Annotated in this window: 10 protein-coding genes; 4 read left to right on the top strand and 6 right to left on the bottom strand. The window is 73.1% G+C overall.

Annotated elements, in window-relative coordinates; genetic code table 11:
* Positions 1-21 precede the first annotated feature (21 nt).
* The 4 genes from dnaE to WME97_RS09250 all read right to left on the bottom strand — a co-directional run bounded on the left by dnaE (position 22) and on the right by WME97_RS09250 (position 7,509).
* Positions 22-3,339 (bottom strand): DNA polymerase III subunit alpha, encoded by a 3,318-nt coding sequence (dnaE, locus tag WME97_RS09265; protein WP_437551250.1) that lies wholly within the window; start codon positions 3,337-3,339, stop codon positions 22-24.
* Positions 3,336-5,201 carry a DinB/UmuC family translesion DNA polymerase gene (locus WME97_RS09260; protein ID WP_437551248.1) on the bottom strand — a complete coding sequence of 622 codons (1,866 nt, stop codon included), beginning with the start codon at positions 5,199-5,201 and terminating at the stop codon, positions 3,336-3,338. The genes dnaE and WME97_RS09260 overlap by 4 nt, the downstream gene beginning before the upstream one ends.
* Positions 5,202-5,214: 13 nt before the next feature.
* Positions 5,215-6,015: a recombinase A gene (locus WME97_RS09255; RefSeq protein WP_231864756.1), complete on the bottom strand. Its 801-nt coding sequence runs from the start codon at positions 6,013-6,015 to the stop codon at positions 5,215-5,217.
* A gap of 273 nt (positions 6,016-6,288) precedes the next feature.
* On the bottom strand, positions 6,289-7,509 hold the full coding sequence (locus tag WME97_RS09250) for a citrate synthase (RefSeq protein ID WP_437551246.1): 1,221 nt from the start codon (positions 7,507-7,509) through the stop codon (positions 6,289-6,291).
* A 142-nt stretch (positions 7,510-7,651) separates the two neighbouring features.
* Here WME97_RS09250 and WME97_RS09245 point away from each other — a divergent pair, with 142 nt between their 5' ends.
* Positions 7,652-8,941: a citrate synthase family protein gene (locus WME97_RS09245; RefSeq protein ID WP_437551244.1), complete on the top strand. Its 1,290-nt coding sequence runs from the start codon at positions 7,652-7,654 to the stop codon at positions 8,939-8,941.
* 15 nt (positions 8,942-8,956) lie between these two features.
* Here the strand turns inward: WME97_RS09245 and WME97_RS09240 are convergent, their stop codons facing one another.
* Both WME97_RS09240 and WME97_RS09235 read right to left on the bottom strand, forming a co-directional pair.
* Positions 8,957-10,903, bottom strand: coding sequence for a potassium transporter Kup (locus WME97_RS09240; protein ID WP_437551242.1), 1,947 nt, complete (start codon positions 10,901-10,903; stop codon positions 8,957-8,959).
* Positions 10,904-10,961: 58 nt separating this feature from the next.
* Positions 10,962-11,624: a UdgX family uracil-DNA binding protein gene (locus tag WME97_RS09235; protein WP_437551240.1), complete on the bottom strand. Its 663-nt coding sequence runs from the start codon at positions 11,622-11,624 to the stop codon at positions 10,962-10,964.
* A gap of 149 nt (positions 11,625-11,773) precedes the next feature.
* On the opposite strand from WME97_RS09235, the gene WME97_RS09230 reads away from it, so the two are divergent.
* From WME97_RS09230 to WME97_RS09220, 3 genes are all read left to right on the top strand, one after another.
* The gene (locus WME97_RS09230) at positions 11,774-12,505 is read left to right on the top strand and encodes a TetR/AcrR family transcriptional regulator (RefSeq protein ID WP_437551238.1); all 732 of its coding nucleotides are present in this window, start codon (positions 11,774-11,776) and stop codon (positions 12,503-12,505) included.
* A gap of 359 nt (positions 12,506-12,864) precedes the next feature.
* The gene (locus WME97_RS09225) at positions 12,865-13,248 is read left to right on the top strand and encodes a hypothetical protein (protein ID WP_437551236.1); all 384 of its coding nucleotides are present in this window, start codon (positions 12,865-12,867) and stop codon (positions 13,246-13,248) included.
* 181 nt (positions 13,249-13,429) lie between these two features.
* Positions 13,430-14,098 carry a hypothetical protein gene (locus WME97_RS09220; RefSeq protein WP_437551234.1) on the top strand — a complete coding sequence of 223 codons (669 nt, stop codon included), beginning with the start codon at positions 13,430-13,432 and terminating at the stop codon, positions 14,096-14,098.
* Positions 14,099-14,160: the final 62 nt, after the last annotated feature.

Here is a 14,160-nt window from a genome sequence, read left to right as displayed (position 1 = left end):
GAGCGCGGCGTCGGCGCGCCCTCACCGGTAGTCGCGCGATTTGAGCGCGATCTCCTCGCCGCTGGGCAGCTCCAGCCGATCGAGCTCGCGCGCGAGCACGTGGACGACCTCGCCCTGCCGCTCGATCCGCCCGGCAACGAGCAAGAGCGCCGCGTTCCTCGCCACGTGCTCGTACTCCGCGAAGACCTGCCGCTGGACGATGACGTTGACCACGCCGGTCTCGTCCTCGAGCGTCATGAACGTCACGCCGCTCGCGGTCGCCGGCCGCTGGCGTCCGACCACCATCCCGGCGACCCGCACGCTCTCCCCGTCGCGCGCGGCCTTGATCTCCTCGGCGGTCCGCACGCGCCCGGCCCCGCGCCGCCGCTTGAGCGCCCGCCGCACGTGCCGCATCGGGTGGTCGTGCAGCGACAGACCCACGCGCCCGTAGTCCAGCGCGAGCTGCTCCAGCGGCCTGAGCGGAGGGAGCCCGACGTCCCGGTCCTGCTCGATCGGGACGCCCTCGAACAACCCCTCCACGCGGGGGGCGCGCGCGCGCCAGAGCGCCTCTCTCCGGGCGGGCACCAGCGCGGCGAGCGCGCCCGCTTCTGCGAGCGCCTCCACCTCGTTCTTCTTCAGCTCCGTGCGCCTCACGAGATCCGGGAGGCTCGTGAACGGCGCCTCCTCGCGCGCCGCGACGATCGCCGCCGCGGCCGCCTCGCCGAGCCCCTTCACGAGCCGCATGCCGAGCCGCAGCGCCGGGCCCGCCGAGGGCTCGGCGGAAGGCTCCAGGGTCGCGTCCCACGCGCTCTGCACCACGCACACCGGCCGCACTTCCACGCCGTGCCGCTGCGCGTCCTGCACCAGCGCCGACGGGCTGTAGAACCCCATCGGCTGCGCGTTGAGCAGCGCGCAGGTGAACGCCGCCTGGTGATGGACCTTGAGCCAGGCCGACGCGTACACGAGAAGCGCGAAGCTCGCCGCGTGCGACTCCGGGAAGCCGTACTCCCCGAAGCCCTGGATCTGCTGGTAGAGCATCTCCCCGAACCTCGCCGAGATCCCCTGCTCGGCGAAGCCCTGGATGAGCCGCCCGCGGTGCCGCTCCAGGCGCCCGTGCTTCTTCCATGCCGCCATGTCGCGGCGCAGCTGGTCGGCCTCGCCCGGCGTGTAACCCGCGCCGACCATCGCGATCTGCATCACCTGCTCCTGGAAGAGCGGAACGCCGAGCGTGCGCTCCAGGATGGGATCCAGGCACGGGTGCGGGGACACCGGCGGCTCTTGCCCCGTCCGCCGGCGCAGGTAGGGGTGCACCATCCCGCCCTGGATGGGTCCGGGACGCACGATCGCCACCTCGATCACCAGGTCGTAGAACTTGTTCGGCTTCAGCCGCGGGAGCATCGCCATCTGCGCGCGGCTCTCGATCTGGAACACCCCCACCGTGTCGGCCCGGCCGATCGCCTCGTAGACAGCCGGGTCCTCCGGCGGGATCTGCGCGAGCGCCGCGATCGGATCGAACGCGGCGCCTCGGCCCGCGTGGAGCAAGACCCCTGCGGGCGCAGGGTCCCCTGCCGCGTCGACCAAGGGACCCGCGGACGCGGGGTCCCGTGCCGTGTGGACCAAGGGACCCGCGGACGCGGGGTCCCGTGCCGTGCGACCCGCGAGCGCGGCGTACCGGTCCGAGTGGATCAAACCGAGCGCCTTGCGGATCGCCGTCAGCATGCCGAGCGCCAGAACGTCGATCTTGAAGAAGCCGAGATCGTCGAGATCGTCCTTGTCCCACGGGATCACCGTGCGGCCCTCCATCCGCGCAGGCTCGACCGGGGCCACCTTGTGCAGCGGCTCCGACGACAGCACGAAGCCGCCCACGTGGATCGAGAGGTGGCGCGGGAAGCCCTCGAGCGCGCTCGCCATCATGACGGCCTGCCGGACGCGCACGTCATCCGGATCGAGGCCCGCCTCGCTGACCCGCTGCTCGGTGATGTCCGCCTCGTGGTGGAGCACGAGGCCGCTCAGCCGATCGACCTGATCCGTTGAGAAGCCGAACGCCTTGCCCACCTCGCGGAGCGCGCTCTTGCCGCGGTAGGCGATCACCTCCGAGACCATCGCCGCCCGGTCGCGCCCGTACATCTCGTAGATCGCCTGGATCACCTCCTCCCGGCGCTCGTGCTCGAAATCGACGTCGATGTCCGGGGGCTCGTGGCGCTCCTCCGACAGGAAGCGCTCGAAGAGCAGGCTCGACCGGGCCGGGTCCACCGCCGTCACGCCGAGCACGAAGCACACCGCGCTGTTGGCCGCGCTCCCGCGGCCCTGGCAGAGGATCTGCCGCGCGCGCGCGATCTTCACGACCTGCTGCACGCTGAGGAAATAGGGCGCCACGCCGAGCTTCGCGATCAAGGCGAGCTCCTTCTCGATCTGCGCGCGCACGGGAGACGGCGTCCCCTCCGGGTAACGGTCGCGGCAGCCCTCCTCGGTGAGGCGGCGCAGCGCCTGATCCGACGTCTCCCCCGGCATGCAGAGGGCGTCGCTCGGGAAGCTGTAGCGGAGCTCGGACAGCGAGAAGCGGCAGCGGGACGCGACCTCCACCGTGCGCGCGACCCAGGCCGGATGATCGCGGAACAGCGCCGCCATCTGCGCGCCGGACCGCACGTACGCCTCCGCGTTCGGCGCGATCCGCGTCCCAGCTTGATCGAGCGTGGTCTTGGTCCGGATGCACGCGAGCACGTCCGCCAGCGGCTTGCGCGACGGGTGATGATAGAGCGGCCGCGCCGTCGCCACCACGCAGTGGCCGTAGCGGCGCTCCGCCGCGAGGGCCGCCGCGACGCGCTCGCCGTCGCGGCGGTCGAGGTGCTTCCAGGTCGCGACGAGCGCGCGCTCGCCGAACGCGTCGCGCAGCGTGCCGAGGAGCGCGCCGGAGACGCCCGCGGGCACGAGAGGGTCGAGCGGCACGATCGCGGAGAGGCCCCGCTGCGCCGCCGCGATCGCCTCCGCCGAGATGCTCGCCATCCCCTTCTCGCACTCGGCGTGCGCGATCGTGAGCAGGCGGCAGAGGTTCGCGTAACCCTCGCTGTCCTCGACCAGGAGGACCACCGACGGCCGGACCTCCGGCGCGCGCTCGGCGCCCCCGCGCGGCGCGCCCAGCGTCAGCTCGGCCCCGACGATCACCCGCTGCTCGACCTTCTTCGCCGCCGTGTGCGCGCGCACGCTGCCGTAGATCCCGTCGCGATCGCAGAGCGCGAGCCCCTCGAGGCCGAGCTCCTTGGCGCGGTGCACGAGCTCCTCGGGGTGCGAGGCGCCCTCCAGGAAAGAGAAGCAGGAGCGGCCGCAGAGCTCCACGAACGGGACCGACGCGCCGGCGCTCACTCGCACCACCCCTGCAGGAAGGCCTCGCCCGTCGCGCGGTCGACGTAGATCCACGCTTCGCCGCAGGAGCTCGCGCTCGCGCCGTCTCGAGGAGGGCGCAGCTCGCCGAGGCGCGCCGGGGCGGCCTTGCCGGACGGAGAGCCCGAGACGAGCCAGGCGCGCGCGTAGTCGCGCGACGCCGGCGTGGGCGTCCACCACTCCACCGCGTCGATCCGCATCACGAAGGAGAGCCGCTCGATCGCGTAGAGGTGCCGATCGACGGCCACGATCGCCCCGCGCCCCACCCGACCGAGCGGGATCGGCTGCGCGAGGAGCCGCGCGGGCTCCAGCGCCGGCGCGTCGGCGCCCCCCGCCTGCTCCGCCGCGCCTCGATCCGCCGCGGCGCGCGCGCGGGCCGCGGCGGACGCGCGCGTCATGGCCGCCTCGCCAGAGGCCGGCACGAGCCGCGAGCGCGCCTCGGGGCGGTGCGCGTCGGCGATCTCCAGGATGCCCACCCGCTCCTGGCCGATCTCCGCCGAGAGCTCGGCCAGGAGCGCCGGCAGGCTGTCGGGATCGACCGACCGGTCGCGTGACAGATCGAGCTGCACCCGGCGGGCCCGCGCGATGCGCGAGGCGATGACGTGGACCCCCACCGCGGGCGCCGCGAGCTCGATCCGCTCGAGCCTCGCCTTCAGCGGGCGGAGCAGATCGCCCGCGTCCGAGAGGGGCACCGGCATGTCGACGTGGAAGCGCAGCGAAGGGCCGCGCCCGTCGTCTTCCAGGAGCGCGGCGGCGCCGTCGTCCTCGCGCTCGCCGAGGCGGAGCCGCGCGATCGAGCGATCGTAGGCGATCGCCACGTTGAGCCGCCCGCACGCCTCCCCGCGCGCGGCGAGCCGCGACGCGATCCGCGACGTCATGCCGCGCAGCACGAACAGGAGCGACTCGGCGCTCTCGATCGGCTCGTCGAAGAGCACCTCCTCCTCGAGCAGCCGGGGCACCTCGAACGGCAGGAGCGGAACGGGATCGCGGCCGGCGAGGAGCTCCATCACGTCGGCCGTCCGCGGCCCCAGCCGCGCCGCCACCTGCGCCCGCGGAAGGCGCGCGAGATCCTCGACGCGGAGCACGCCGAGCCGGACGAGGAAGCTCGCCACCTCGCGCTCGACCGGGAGCGCCTGCACCGGCAAGGGCCCGATCGCCTGCGCCCCCTTGCCCGGCGGCGCGATCGGGGCCTCCGCCCCTCCCCCGCCGTCCGCGTGCGCGCCGAAGCGCGCGAGCGCCTGCGCGAGCCGCGGCCCGTCGGCGATCGCGAGCCGCGCCCGGTGGCCGAGCGCCGCGACGCGCTCGCCGAGCTCGCCGAGCAGCGCCTCCTCGCCGCCGACGAGGTGCGACGCCCCGGTGATGTCGAGCCACACCGTGTCGTACGGGCCGTCGCCCCAGGGGCTCCGCGCCTCGCTCGCGGCGCGCTCGGGAGCGCGGCTCGCCCGCCCCGCGCCGGCGCGCGGGGCCCCCTGCTCGCCGAGCTGGATCGACGCCGTCGCCCCGAGCCCGAGCGCCACCTCGGCGACCCGGCCGAGCGCCGCGTCGATCTCGGCGAACGTCACCCGGTGGATCGCGAGGTGGGCGACCAGCGCCGCCGCCTCGACGACCTTCTGCCCCGGCCTCACCCCGTACCGCCTCGCCTCGTCGTCGACCACGTCGATCACCGCCGCCGGCGCCTGCGCCTCGCGCTCGGGCTGCGGGGCGAGCGCCGCGCGGCGGTCCTCCTCGCCCCCGAGGATCACCGCGAGCGGCGCCTTCCCGCTCGGCGAGACCGGCCCGCGCTGCTTCACCAGCTCGCACGCGAGCTGCGGGAGCACGATCGCCACAATGCGCCTCACCGCCATCGCCTCTCCTCCCTCACGCCCGCGACAGCGCGGGCCGCGGCTCGCCGCCCGCCGTCCGCTCTGCCCTGTCCCCGGGCCGCTCCCCGAGCACCACCGGGGTCGGCGAGGTCACGCGCCCTCGGCGGTCCTTGGCGACGCGGACCATCAACCGGTTCTCGGCGACCTGCTCTAGCTCCAGCCGCATCGCGACCGGCAAGGGCATCGGCCGCGCCGCCTGGCGATCGGTGAGGAGCAGGATCGTCCCGTCGCTCCCCTCGATCGCCAGGGCGAGCTTGCGCACCACGTTGACCCAGCGCGCGAGGTCCTCCTCGCGGCGCCCCGCCCCGGGCGCGCTCCGCTCCCCCTTCCCCGCGCCCTGGCCGAAGGCCCCCGGGACCCCGGCCACGTCGATCACGAGCACCGCGAACGCCCGGCTCATCGCCATCCGGACCGCGACCTTCGCGAGCACCTCCGGCGGGGGCCGCACCACGAGCAGCCGGCTCAGATCGACCTGCGCGCGCGCGACCGCCGGCGCGTAGAGCGAGCCGCTCGGATCGATCCACGCGCACCACGCCCCCGCCGTCGCGCTCGTCCCGCGCAGCCGCGCCTCCGCTTGCGCCGACGCGCACGCGGAGAGGGCGAGCGAGGTGGAGCGCCCCAGCCCCCGCGGCGCGGCGAGCTCCACCACCCCCCCGCGCGGCAGCCCCCCTTCCGGGAGCGCGTCGTTGATTTCCCGCAGGCCGAGCGGGAGCGTCTTGGCGCGCGCTTCGAACTCGGGGAGGGTATGGCGCAGGAGGTCCCGGGCAAGCGGAGCGGCAAGAGCGGCGGACGACATACTGAACACGATAACAGTGCCCCGCGAGGCTGCCAACTTTGCAGGACGAACAACGTCCTACCCGCGCCCGGCGCGTTCTCCTTTTGTCCTTCCAGGCCTGTGGAACGGCCTCTCCGGCAATTTCTGTGCGGATCGGATGGCAGGACGAGGGGGAGGAAGCGAATGCCGTCACGGACTCTTCAATAAGTCCGACCTGGGCAGGTCGACCTCATGGCCGGCGACGACGAGCGCTCCTGCCAGCGGCCTCGCCGCGCACGCGGCAGGCCCGACGCCTCAATGCGGCGGAGCTGCCGCTCTAGGGACGCCCCCGATGTAGCGTGAGCTCGGGCGAATGAGCCGCCCCGCGCGCCGTTGCTCGTCGATGTGCGCGCACCAGCCCGCGACCCTGCCCACCGCGAAGGTCGGCGCGAAGAGCGCGCGCGGCAGCCCGAGCGCGTCGAGCAGCACCGCCGTGTAGAACTCGACGTTCGCGCGCAGCGGGCGATCCGGGTGCCGCGCGCTGAGCGCGGCCTCGGCCGCCCGCTCGACCTCGCGCGCCAGCGCGAGCCGTGCGCTCCGCGCGCCGCCTGCCGTCCGCTCGAGCCGCTCGATCGCCCGCTCCAGCACCGCCGCCCGCGGATCCCTCACCCGGTAGATCCGGTGGCCCATGCCCATGATCCGCCGGCCCGCCGCGAGCTCGGCCTGGATCCAGCGCTCGGCGCAGCCCGGGGCCGGCGCGCCGCCCTCGCCCGCCTTCGCCGCGACCGCGTCCAGCATGTCGAGGACCGGCCCGGGCGCGCCGCCGTGGAGCGGCCCCTTCAGCGCGCCGATCGCCGCGACCACCGCCGAGATCGCGTCCGACCCCGTCGAGGTGACCACGCGCGCGGTGAAGGTGGACGCGTTCATGCCGTGATCCGAGACCGTCACGAGGTACGTGTCGAGCTCGCGCGCCTCGGCCTCGCTCGCCGCAGCCCCCCGCGCCATGCGCAGGTAGTCGGCCGAGAGCCGGAGCGCCGGATCGGGCGCGACCGGCGCCTCCCCCGCGCAGCGCCGCGCCCACGCCGCCGCGAACGTCGCCACCGCCCCGGCGATCGCCGCGGGCGGGACGTCGCCCGAGAGGTGCGCGACCGCCGCGCGGATCGCATCCATCCCGTCGCCCGCCTGGAGCGCGTCCCCGAGCCGCCCGAGCAGCGCGAAGGCCCTCGTCCGCCCCTCGGCGATCGCTCGCCGGAGCGACTCCCGCTCCGCCGCCCCGGGCAGCGCGCCGCCCCAGAGCAGCCCGCACGCGTCCTCGAAGGTCACCCCGCCGCCGCCGGCGAGCTCCTCGACGTCGTGGCCCGCGAGGGTGAGCCTCCCCCGCTCTCCGTCCACCTCCGAGAGCCGCGTCTCCGCCACCACCACGCCCTCCAGGCCGCTCGCGAGCGGCGCCGCCACATCCCTCATTCCGATCACCTCCGCTGACGACATCTTGGGCACCGCACGAGGTTGATCAACCTTGATTGTACAATCAACCATGCACGGCCTCGAAGCGCGTCGAGGAAGAATCCCGGAGGAAGCCGAGGAGGGCGGTGCTAGGAGGGACGGGTGTCGTCGGCGCGCGCGACGCTGGCGCCTCGTGCATCGGAAGACAGCATGGATGCAACGTGGATGGGCGCTCATGGTGGATCTACCTGACTCGGGTCAGCGGCCCTCGGCGTACGTGACCGGCGCCGAGGCGGCGGAGCTGCTCGGCGTGAAGCGGGAGACGCTCTACGCGTACGCGAGCCGGGGCGTGCTCCGGGGGGTGCCCGGCGGGCGAGGGCGCGCGCGGCTCTACCTCCGGGCGGACATCGAGCGGCTCAAGGCGCGGCACGACGCGCGCGCCGGCCACGGCCCGGTCGCCGCCGAGGCGCTCCGGTGGGGCGAGCCGGTGCTCGAGTCGGCGCTCACGGCGATCGGCCCGCGCGGGCCCGTCTACCGGGGCAAGGAGGCGGTCGCGCTGGCGCTCGACGACGTGCCCTTCGAGGCGGTCGCCGAGCTGCTCTGGACCGGCGAGCTGCCGGCGGAGGGCGCGCCGACGGCGCGGCCAGGCCGGCTGAGCGTCCGCCCGGCCAAGCTCGCGGCGCTCCTGCCGGAGGGCGCGCCGCCGTTCGTCGCGCTCGCGCTCGTGGTGCCCGCGCTCGGCGCGCACGACGCGACCCGCCACGTGGGCGCGCCCTCGGGCGACGGGCGCATCCCCACGGGCGACGCGGAGCGCGCGCGGGCGCGGGCCCTCGTGCGATCGCTCGCGGCGCTCGTGGGCCTCGGGCGGGACGCGCGCAGGGCGACCGACGCCCTCGAGGCCGACGGGGCGGCGCGGCGGCTGCTCCTCGCCCTCGGCGCGAACCCCTCGAAGAAGGCCGAGCGCGCCGTGAACCGCGCGCTCCTGGTCTCGGCCGATCACGAGCTGAACGCCTCGACGTTCGCGGTCCGGGTGGCCGCCTCCACCGGCGCCGACCTCTACGCCTGCGTCAGCGCGGGGCTCGCCGCGCTCTCCGGCCCGAGGCACGGCGGCATGACCGACCGGGTGGAGGCCCTTGTCGCCGAGGCAGGCCGGCCCGAGCGCGCCGCCGCCGCGGTCCACGAGCGGCTGCGCCGCGGCGAGCCCATCGCCGGCGTCGGGCACAGGCTCTACCCCGAGGGCGACCCCCGCGCCCAGCTGCTGCTCGACACGGCCCGCGCGCTCGCCCCGCAGAGCGCGGCCTTGCGCACGGTGCTCGCGCTCGTCGACGCGCTGCGCGACGCCGGCCTCGATCCTCCGTCGCTCGACCTGGGCCTCGTCGCGATCGCGGCCGCGCTCGGCCTGCCGGCCGGCACGGCGGCGGCGCTCTTCGCGGTGGGGCGCGCCGCCGGGTGGATCGCCCACGCGTTCGAGCAGCGGGAGGCGGGGTACATGCTCCGGCCGCGCGCCCGGTACACGGGGCCCTGAGCCCCGCGCCCGCCCCTAAAAATCGACCTGCATTCCGAGCTCGACCACGCGGTTCGGCGGCAGACCGAAGTACGCCGTCGCCGGCCGCGCGTTCCGCGAGATGAAGGCGAACAGCCCCTTGCGCCACCGGGACATCTTCGAGCGCCCGGTCGTCAGCAGCGTCTCCCTGCCGAGGTAATAGCTCGTCCTCCCGAGATCGATGTCGAGCCCGTGCCGCTTGCACCCCTCGAGCACCGACGGCGCGTTCGGCGTCTGCATGAAGCCGTAACACGCGGTGACCTGGTAGATCCCCTCCCCCCGCGGGATCACCGTCGTGCGCCGCTCCGCCGGCACCTCCGGCACGTTCGTCACCTGGATCGAGAGGAGCACCACCTGCTCGTGCAGCACCTGGTTGTGCTTCACGTGGTGCAGCAGGATCGGCGGCGTGCCCTCCGGGCTCGACGCCATGAAGACCGCCGTCCCGCGCACCCGGTGCGGCTTCACGCGCTTCACGTCCTCGAGGAACATGTCGAGCGGCAAGATCGCCGACTTGATCGCCTCGGCGAGGTGCTTGCGCCCCGTCTTCCAGGTCGTCATCACCGTGAAGATCGCCGCGCCCATCACGATGGGCACCCAGCCCCCGTGGAAGAACTTGGCGCTGTTCGCCGCGAAGAACGCGAGATCGATCACCAGGAAGAGCCCGGCCAGCGGGAGCGATTTCCAGACCGGCCAACCCCACGTCTTCCGGGTGACCACGTAATAGACCACCGTGGTGATCCCCATCGTCCCCGTGACGGCGATGCCGTAGGCAGCCGCGAGCGCGCTCGAGTTCTTGAAGGTGAGGACCAGCACGATGCACGAGATCAGGAGCCCGCTGTTCACCTCGGGGATGTAGATCTGCCCCGCCTCGTCCTTCGACGTGTGGACCACCGTGACACGCGGGAAATACCCGAGCTGCACCGCCTGCTGGGTCAACGAGAAGGCCCCGGAGATGAGCGCCTGGGACGCGACGACCGTCGCCGCGGTGGCGATCGCCACCGTGGGGTAGAGCGCCCACGACGGGACGAGCGCATAGAACGGGTTCGCCGCCGCGGTGGGGTCCGCGAGGAGCTTGGCGCCCTGGCCGAAGTAATTGATGAGCAGCCCGGGCCAGACGATCGTGTACCAGGTGTATTTGATCGGCACGCGGCCGAAATGCCCCATGTCGGCGTACAGCGCCTCGCCGCCCGTGATGCAGAGGACGACCGCGCCGAGGATCAGGAAGCCATGCAGTTGGTTCTCGACAAAGAAGCTCACCGCGTAGGTCGGTGAGACGGCCCGGAGCACTCCGGGGCTGCGGATGAGCTCCTTGGCCCCGAGCAGCACGAGCGTGACAAACCACACGAGCGTCACCGGCCCGAAGATCGACCCGACCCCGGCCGTGCCGCGCTTCTGCACGAGGAACACGGCGAGCAGCACGCCGCAGGTGAGGATCGGCACGACGGCAGGGTCCAGCTTCGGGATCGCGACCTCGAGGCCCTCCACGGCCGAGAGCACCGAGATCGCAGGCGTGATCACGCCGTCGCCATAGAGGAGCGCCGCGCCGACGAGGACGAGGAGCACGAGGAGGCCGCGGCCCTCGCCCTTGCGATCGCCGCTCGGGACGAGCGCGAGCAGCGCGAGGATGCCGCCCGCGCCCTCGTTGTCGGCCCGCGTGATGAACGTCACGTACTTGACGGTCACCACCATCATCAACGACCAGAACATCAGCGAGAGCACCCCGAGCACGTTCTCGGGCGTCGGAGCGACGTGGTGCGGACTGCTGGGGCTGAAGCACTCCTTCATCGCGTAGAGCGGGCTCGTCCCGATGTCGCCGTAGACGACCCCGAGCGCCGCCAGCATCAGCGGCCACATCTTCTTCGAGCTCCCCAGGTGGGCGCGCTCGGCCATCGGAGAGGACGCGGGGCGCCCTGCGGCAGGGACCGGTCGTGGGCTCATCGTCATCGCGGGCGAATCCTACTCCATCGAGAGCGCGCCTCGCGAGGAGGCGGCGCGCGCCGGCTCAGCCGAGCGCGCGCGCCGCCACGGTGAGATCCTCGATGAAGCGGGAGAGCTCGGCTCGCCTCGTCGCTTCGTCTGGCATGCGGAGGATCGACGCGGGGTGCACGGTCGCCAGCACGCGCGGCGCGAGCGGCGAGGCGACGATCCTGCCGCGCTCGCGCGTGACCCGGAACGAGCCGCCGAGCAGCGCCTGCGCCGCCGTCGCGCCGAGGCATACCACGATCGCCGGCTGCACCACCGCGATCTCCGCGGCGAGCCACGGTAGGCACGCGCGGATCTCGCGCGCGTCCGGCTTCATGTGGATGCGGCGCTTGCCGCGCGGCTCCCACTTGAAGTGCTTCACCACGTTGGTCATGTACGCCCGGCGCCGCTCGATCCCCGCCGCCTCGAGCGCGCGATCGAGCAACTGCCCCGCCGGGCCCACGAATGGCTTGCCGGCCAGGTCCTCCTTGTCGCCCGGCTGTTCGCCGACGAGGAGCACGTCCGATCGCGCCGCGCCCTCGCCGAACACCGTCTGCGTCCCGCGCTCCCAGAGCGGACACGCCCGGCACCGCGCGGCGGCCTCGCGCAGGCTCGGCAACGAAGGAGGGCTGGGGACGAGAGCCGACGCCGTCGCCTCGCCGACCCCGCGCCCTGCTGCATTTCGTCTCGCCACGGTCGCCATGACCGCCTCCGCAGCATCGCTCGTGCCATGGGCGACGCGGCGCGGTCGAACGCGCCGCGTCGCGAGGAGCGCGGCCGACGAGCGTCTTGACGGCTTCCGGCAGCCTTCCCATAGTGCCCCGGTCCTCCGACGTTGACCGACCAGTCAGAATGCCCCGCCTTGCCGATCGCCGCGCCCGGATCGAGCTGCTCCGCGCCGCCGAGGCTGCCTTCACCGAGCGCGGCCTGGCCGCCGCGAGGGTCGAGGACATCACCGAGCGCGCAGGCGTCTCGAAGGGCGCGTTCTACCTGCACTTCCAGAGCAAGGACGACTGCTTCAAGCAGATCGTCGAGACCTTCATCGCGCGCCTCGCCGACTGCGTGGAGCCGCCGCCCATCGTCTTCGAGGCCGAGCGAGCGTCGGTGAACGAGTACTTCAAGCGGGTCCTCGCCCACGACCTCGAGGTGCTCGAGTTCTGCTGGCAGAACCGGGCGCTCCTCAGGATGATGCTGGCGGGAGGCGGTGGGACCCCGTACGCCTACCTGATCGACGAGTTCGCCCAGCGCGTCGCGCGGCAGGTGGAGGGCCGCGTCCGGTACGCGATCGACATCGGCCTCTACCGGCGCGATCTGGAGCCCAGCGTCATCGCCGCGCTCATCTCCGGCGCCTTCGATCGCCTGGTGCGCAAGCTCATCGACGCGCCGTCCAGGCCAGACATCGCCGCCTGGGCCGCGCAGGTGCTCCAGCTCTTCACGCACGGCCTGCTCGCCCCGGAGGTGCGCGCCGTCGCTGACCTGTCGGTCATGGAAGCCCCCCCGCGCAGCGCGCGGCAGACCGCCGCCCCGCCGCCTGCCTCAGCGTCAAACAGCGAGCGCCGGCGCTCCAAGGCCAAGGCGACCTAGGCGACCTAGGCGACCTAGGCGACCTAGGTGTAGGGCTTTGCCTGAATAGAACTGCCGGACGCTCAGCGGTGCCAGGACGGCTTACAGGGAATCCCTGACGAGCGATTCCATATCGCCCTAGCGGTCGGTCGGGCAGCAGCTGAGCTACAGCTAACAGTCAACGGGATTTTCGGCGGGACAGTGAGGGGGTGAAGCGGGGAGCCGGCGGGGAAACCGCTAGGGCAACTCGGGAGGAGCGCAGCCTTGGGGAGCGGTCCTGCTCGTTCAATCGCGCCAGGCTGGCCGTCGCGCGCTCTGGCCGGTCGCAGGCACTCTCTGGACGGCTCTCCGCAGAAGAACGGAACTGTCGAGGGGGCGGAATGGGCATACAGACGGGTCGTGATGGACGGTTAATCCAGGAGCTGCTCCGGCAGACCTGCCGCTCGATCCAGTGGCGTGCGGACACCGCAAGGTCGATTGCGGACAGGATCGAGGTCGCCCTCGCCGAGCACGCGCTCCACGTGTCCACGCCGGACGTCGACCTGCGCGTCCGGTTGACCAAGGACTTTGCGCTCGCCATCGCGATACGCGTGCTGTCCTTCGGCGAAGACGCCGAGGAGTCGCTGAGCAAAGCCCTGTGTCAGGACAGGTCGCTCATGGCGGAGCTCGTGAAGGCAGAGTGGCAGCTCGTGCGCACCGCCTGCAGAACAGCCGAGCAGACCGCCGGGAGGCTGGTGCTGCTGACGGCGGTACCGGAGGCGTGAGACCGCAAGCAGGACGAGCGCCGAGGACTCGCGCCCTGGGCTCACGGCGAGAGATCCGTGAGAATCTCATGGAGCGGGGGGCTCGCCCGCTCGGCCCGGCGCCATGGCGAGCTGCACTCCGGAAGCTGCTGTCGAGAGCGCAGACACCGCATGACGCGACCGGGCCCACGAGGCGATAGAGATGGCGCCCCAGACCAGCTACAGCATTTACGTTCGCTTCCGGGGCAGGCGGCTCGCGCTCACGAAGCACATCCGCTCGCTCGAGACGGCCCGGTCTGCGCTGCAGGCCTTGCGGGCAGAGCGGTTCCACGACGCCGATCAGGTCTTCCTCGTCAACGACGCGACGAAGCAGATCGTCGACGAACGGGGGTGGGGGGACGCCGGGGGGCACGCGGAGGAGCAGCAGATCAGCGTCAATCTCCGCCTTCCGACCGATGGCAAGCGCGCGGAGCGCACGCAGGACGCTGGAAACGACGAGGTGGATCGATCGCTGCAAGGGGCGCAGGCTCCCGCGCTGCTCGCGGCGTCCGAGGCGCTCGCGGCGCCCGCCGAACCCATGGCGCGAGCCGAGGGCGAGGCGCGGCCCGCCTCACCGGAGAGGAGGTGGTCCGGGGTCGAGAACCTGGAGCCGCCGCGCGTACGCCTGCGCCGCGCGATGGCGGCAGCCCAGGCCGCCCGAGCGCGCCATGACGCCGCGCTGGAGGCCATGACAAGGCTCCAGCACGGCGGGAGGATGGATGAAATGACACGGATGAGGCTCAACGATTCTGCCCGAATGGTATCCGACCGATCCGCACACATCATCGAGCAGCTCGATCAACTCCTGAAGCGCCTGGAAGGCGCGCGCTGATAGGGTGAGATGACCGTGAGGCGCCGTGTCCCATGCGCGACATGGACGACGACAGCCATCGT

Origin of the sequence: Sorangium sp. So ce367, from assembly GCF_051520455.1 — a bacterium.
GTDB lineage: Bacteria > Myxococcota_A > Polyangia > Polyangiales > Polyangiaceae > Sorangium > Sorangium cellulosum_B.
This window is presented reverse-complemented; position numbering and strand designations above follow the sequence as displayed.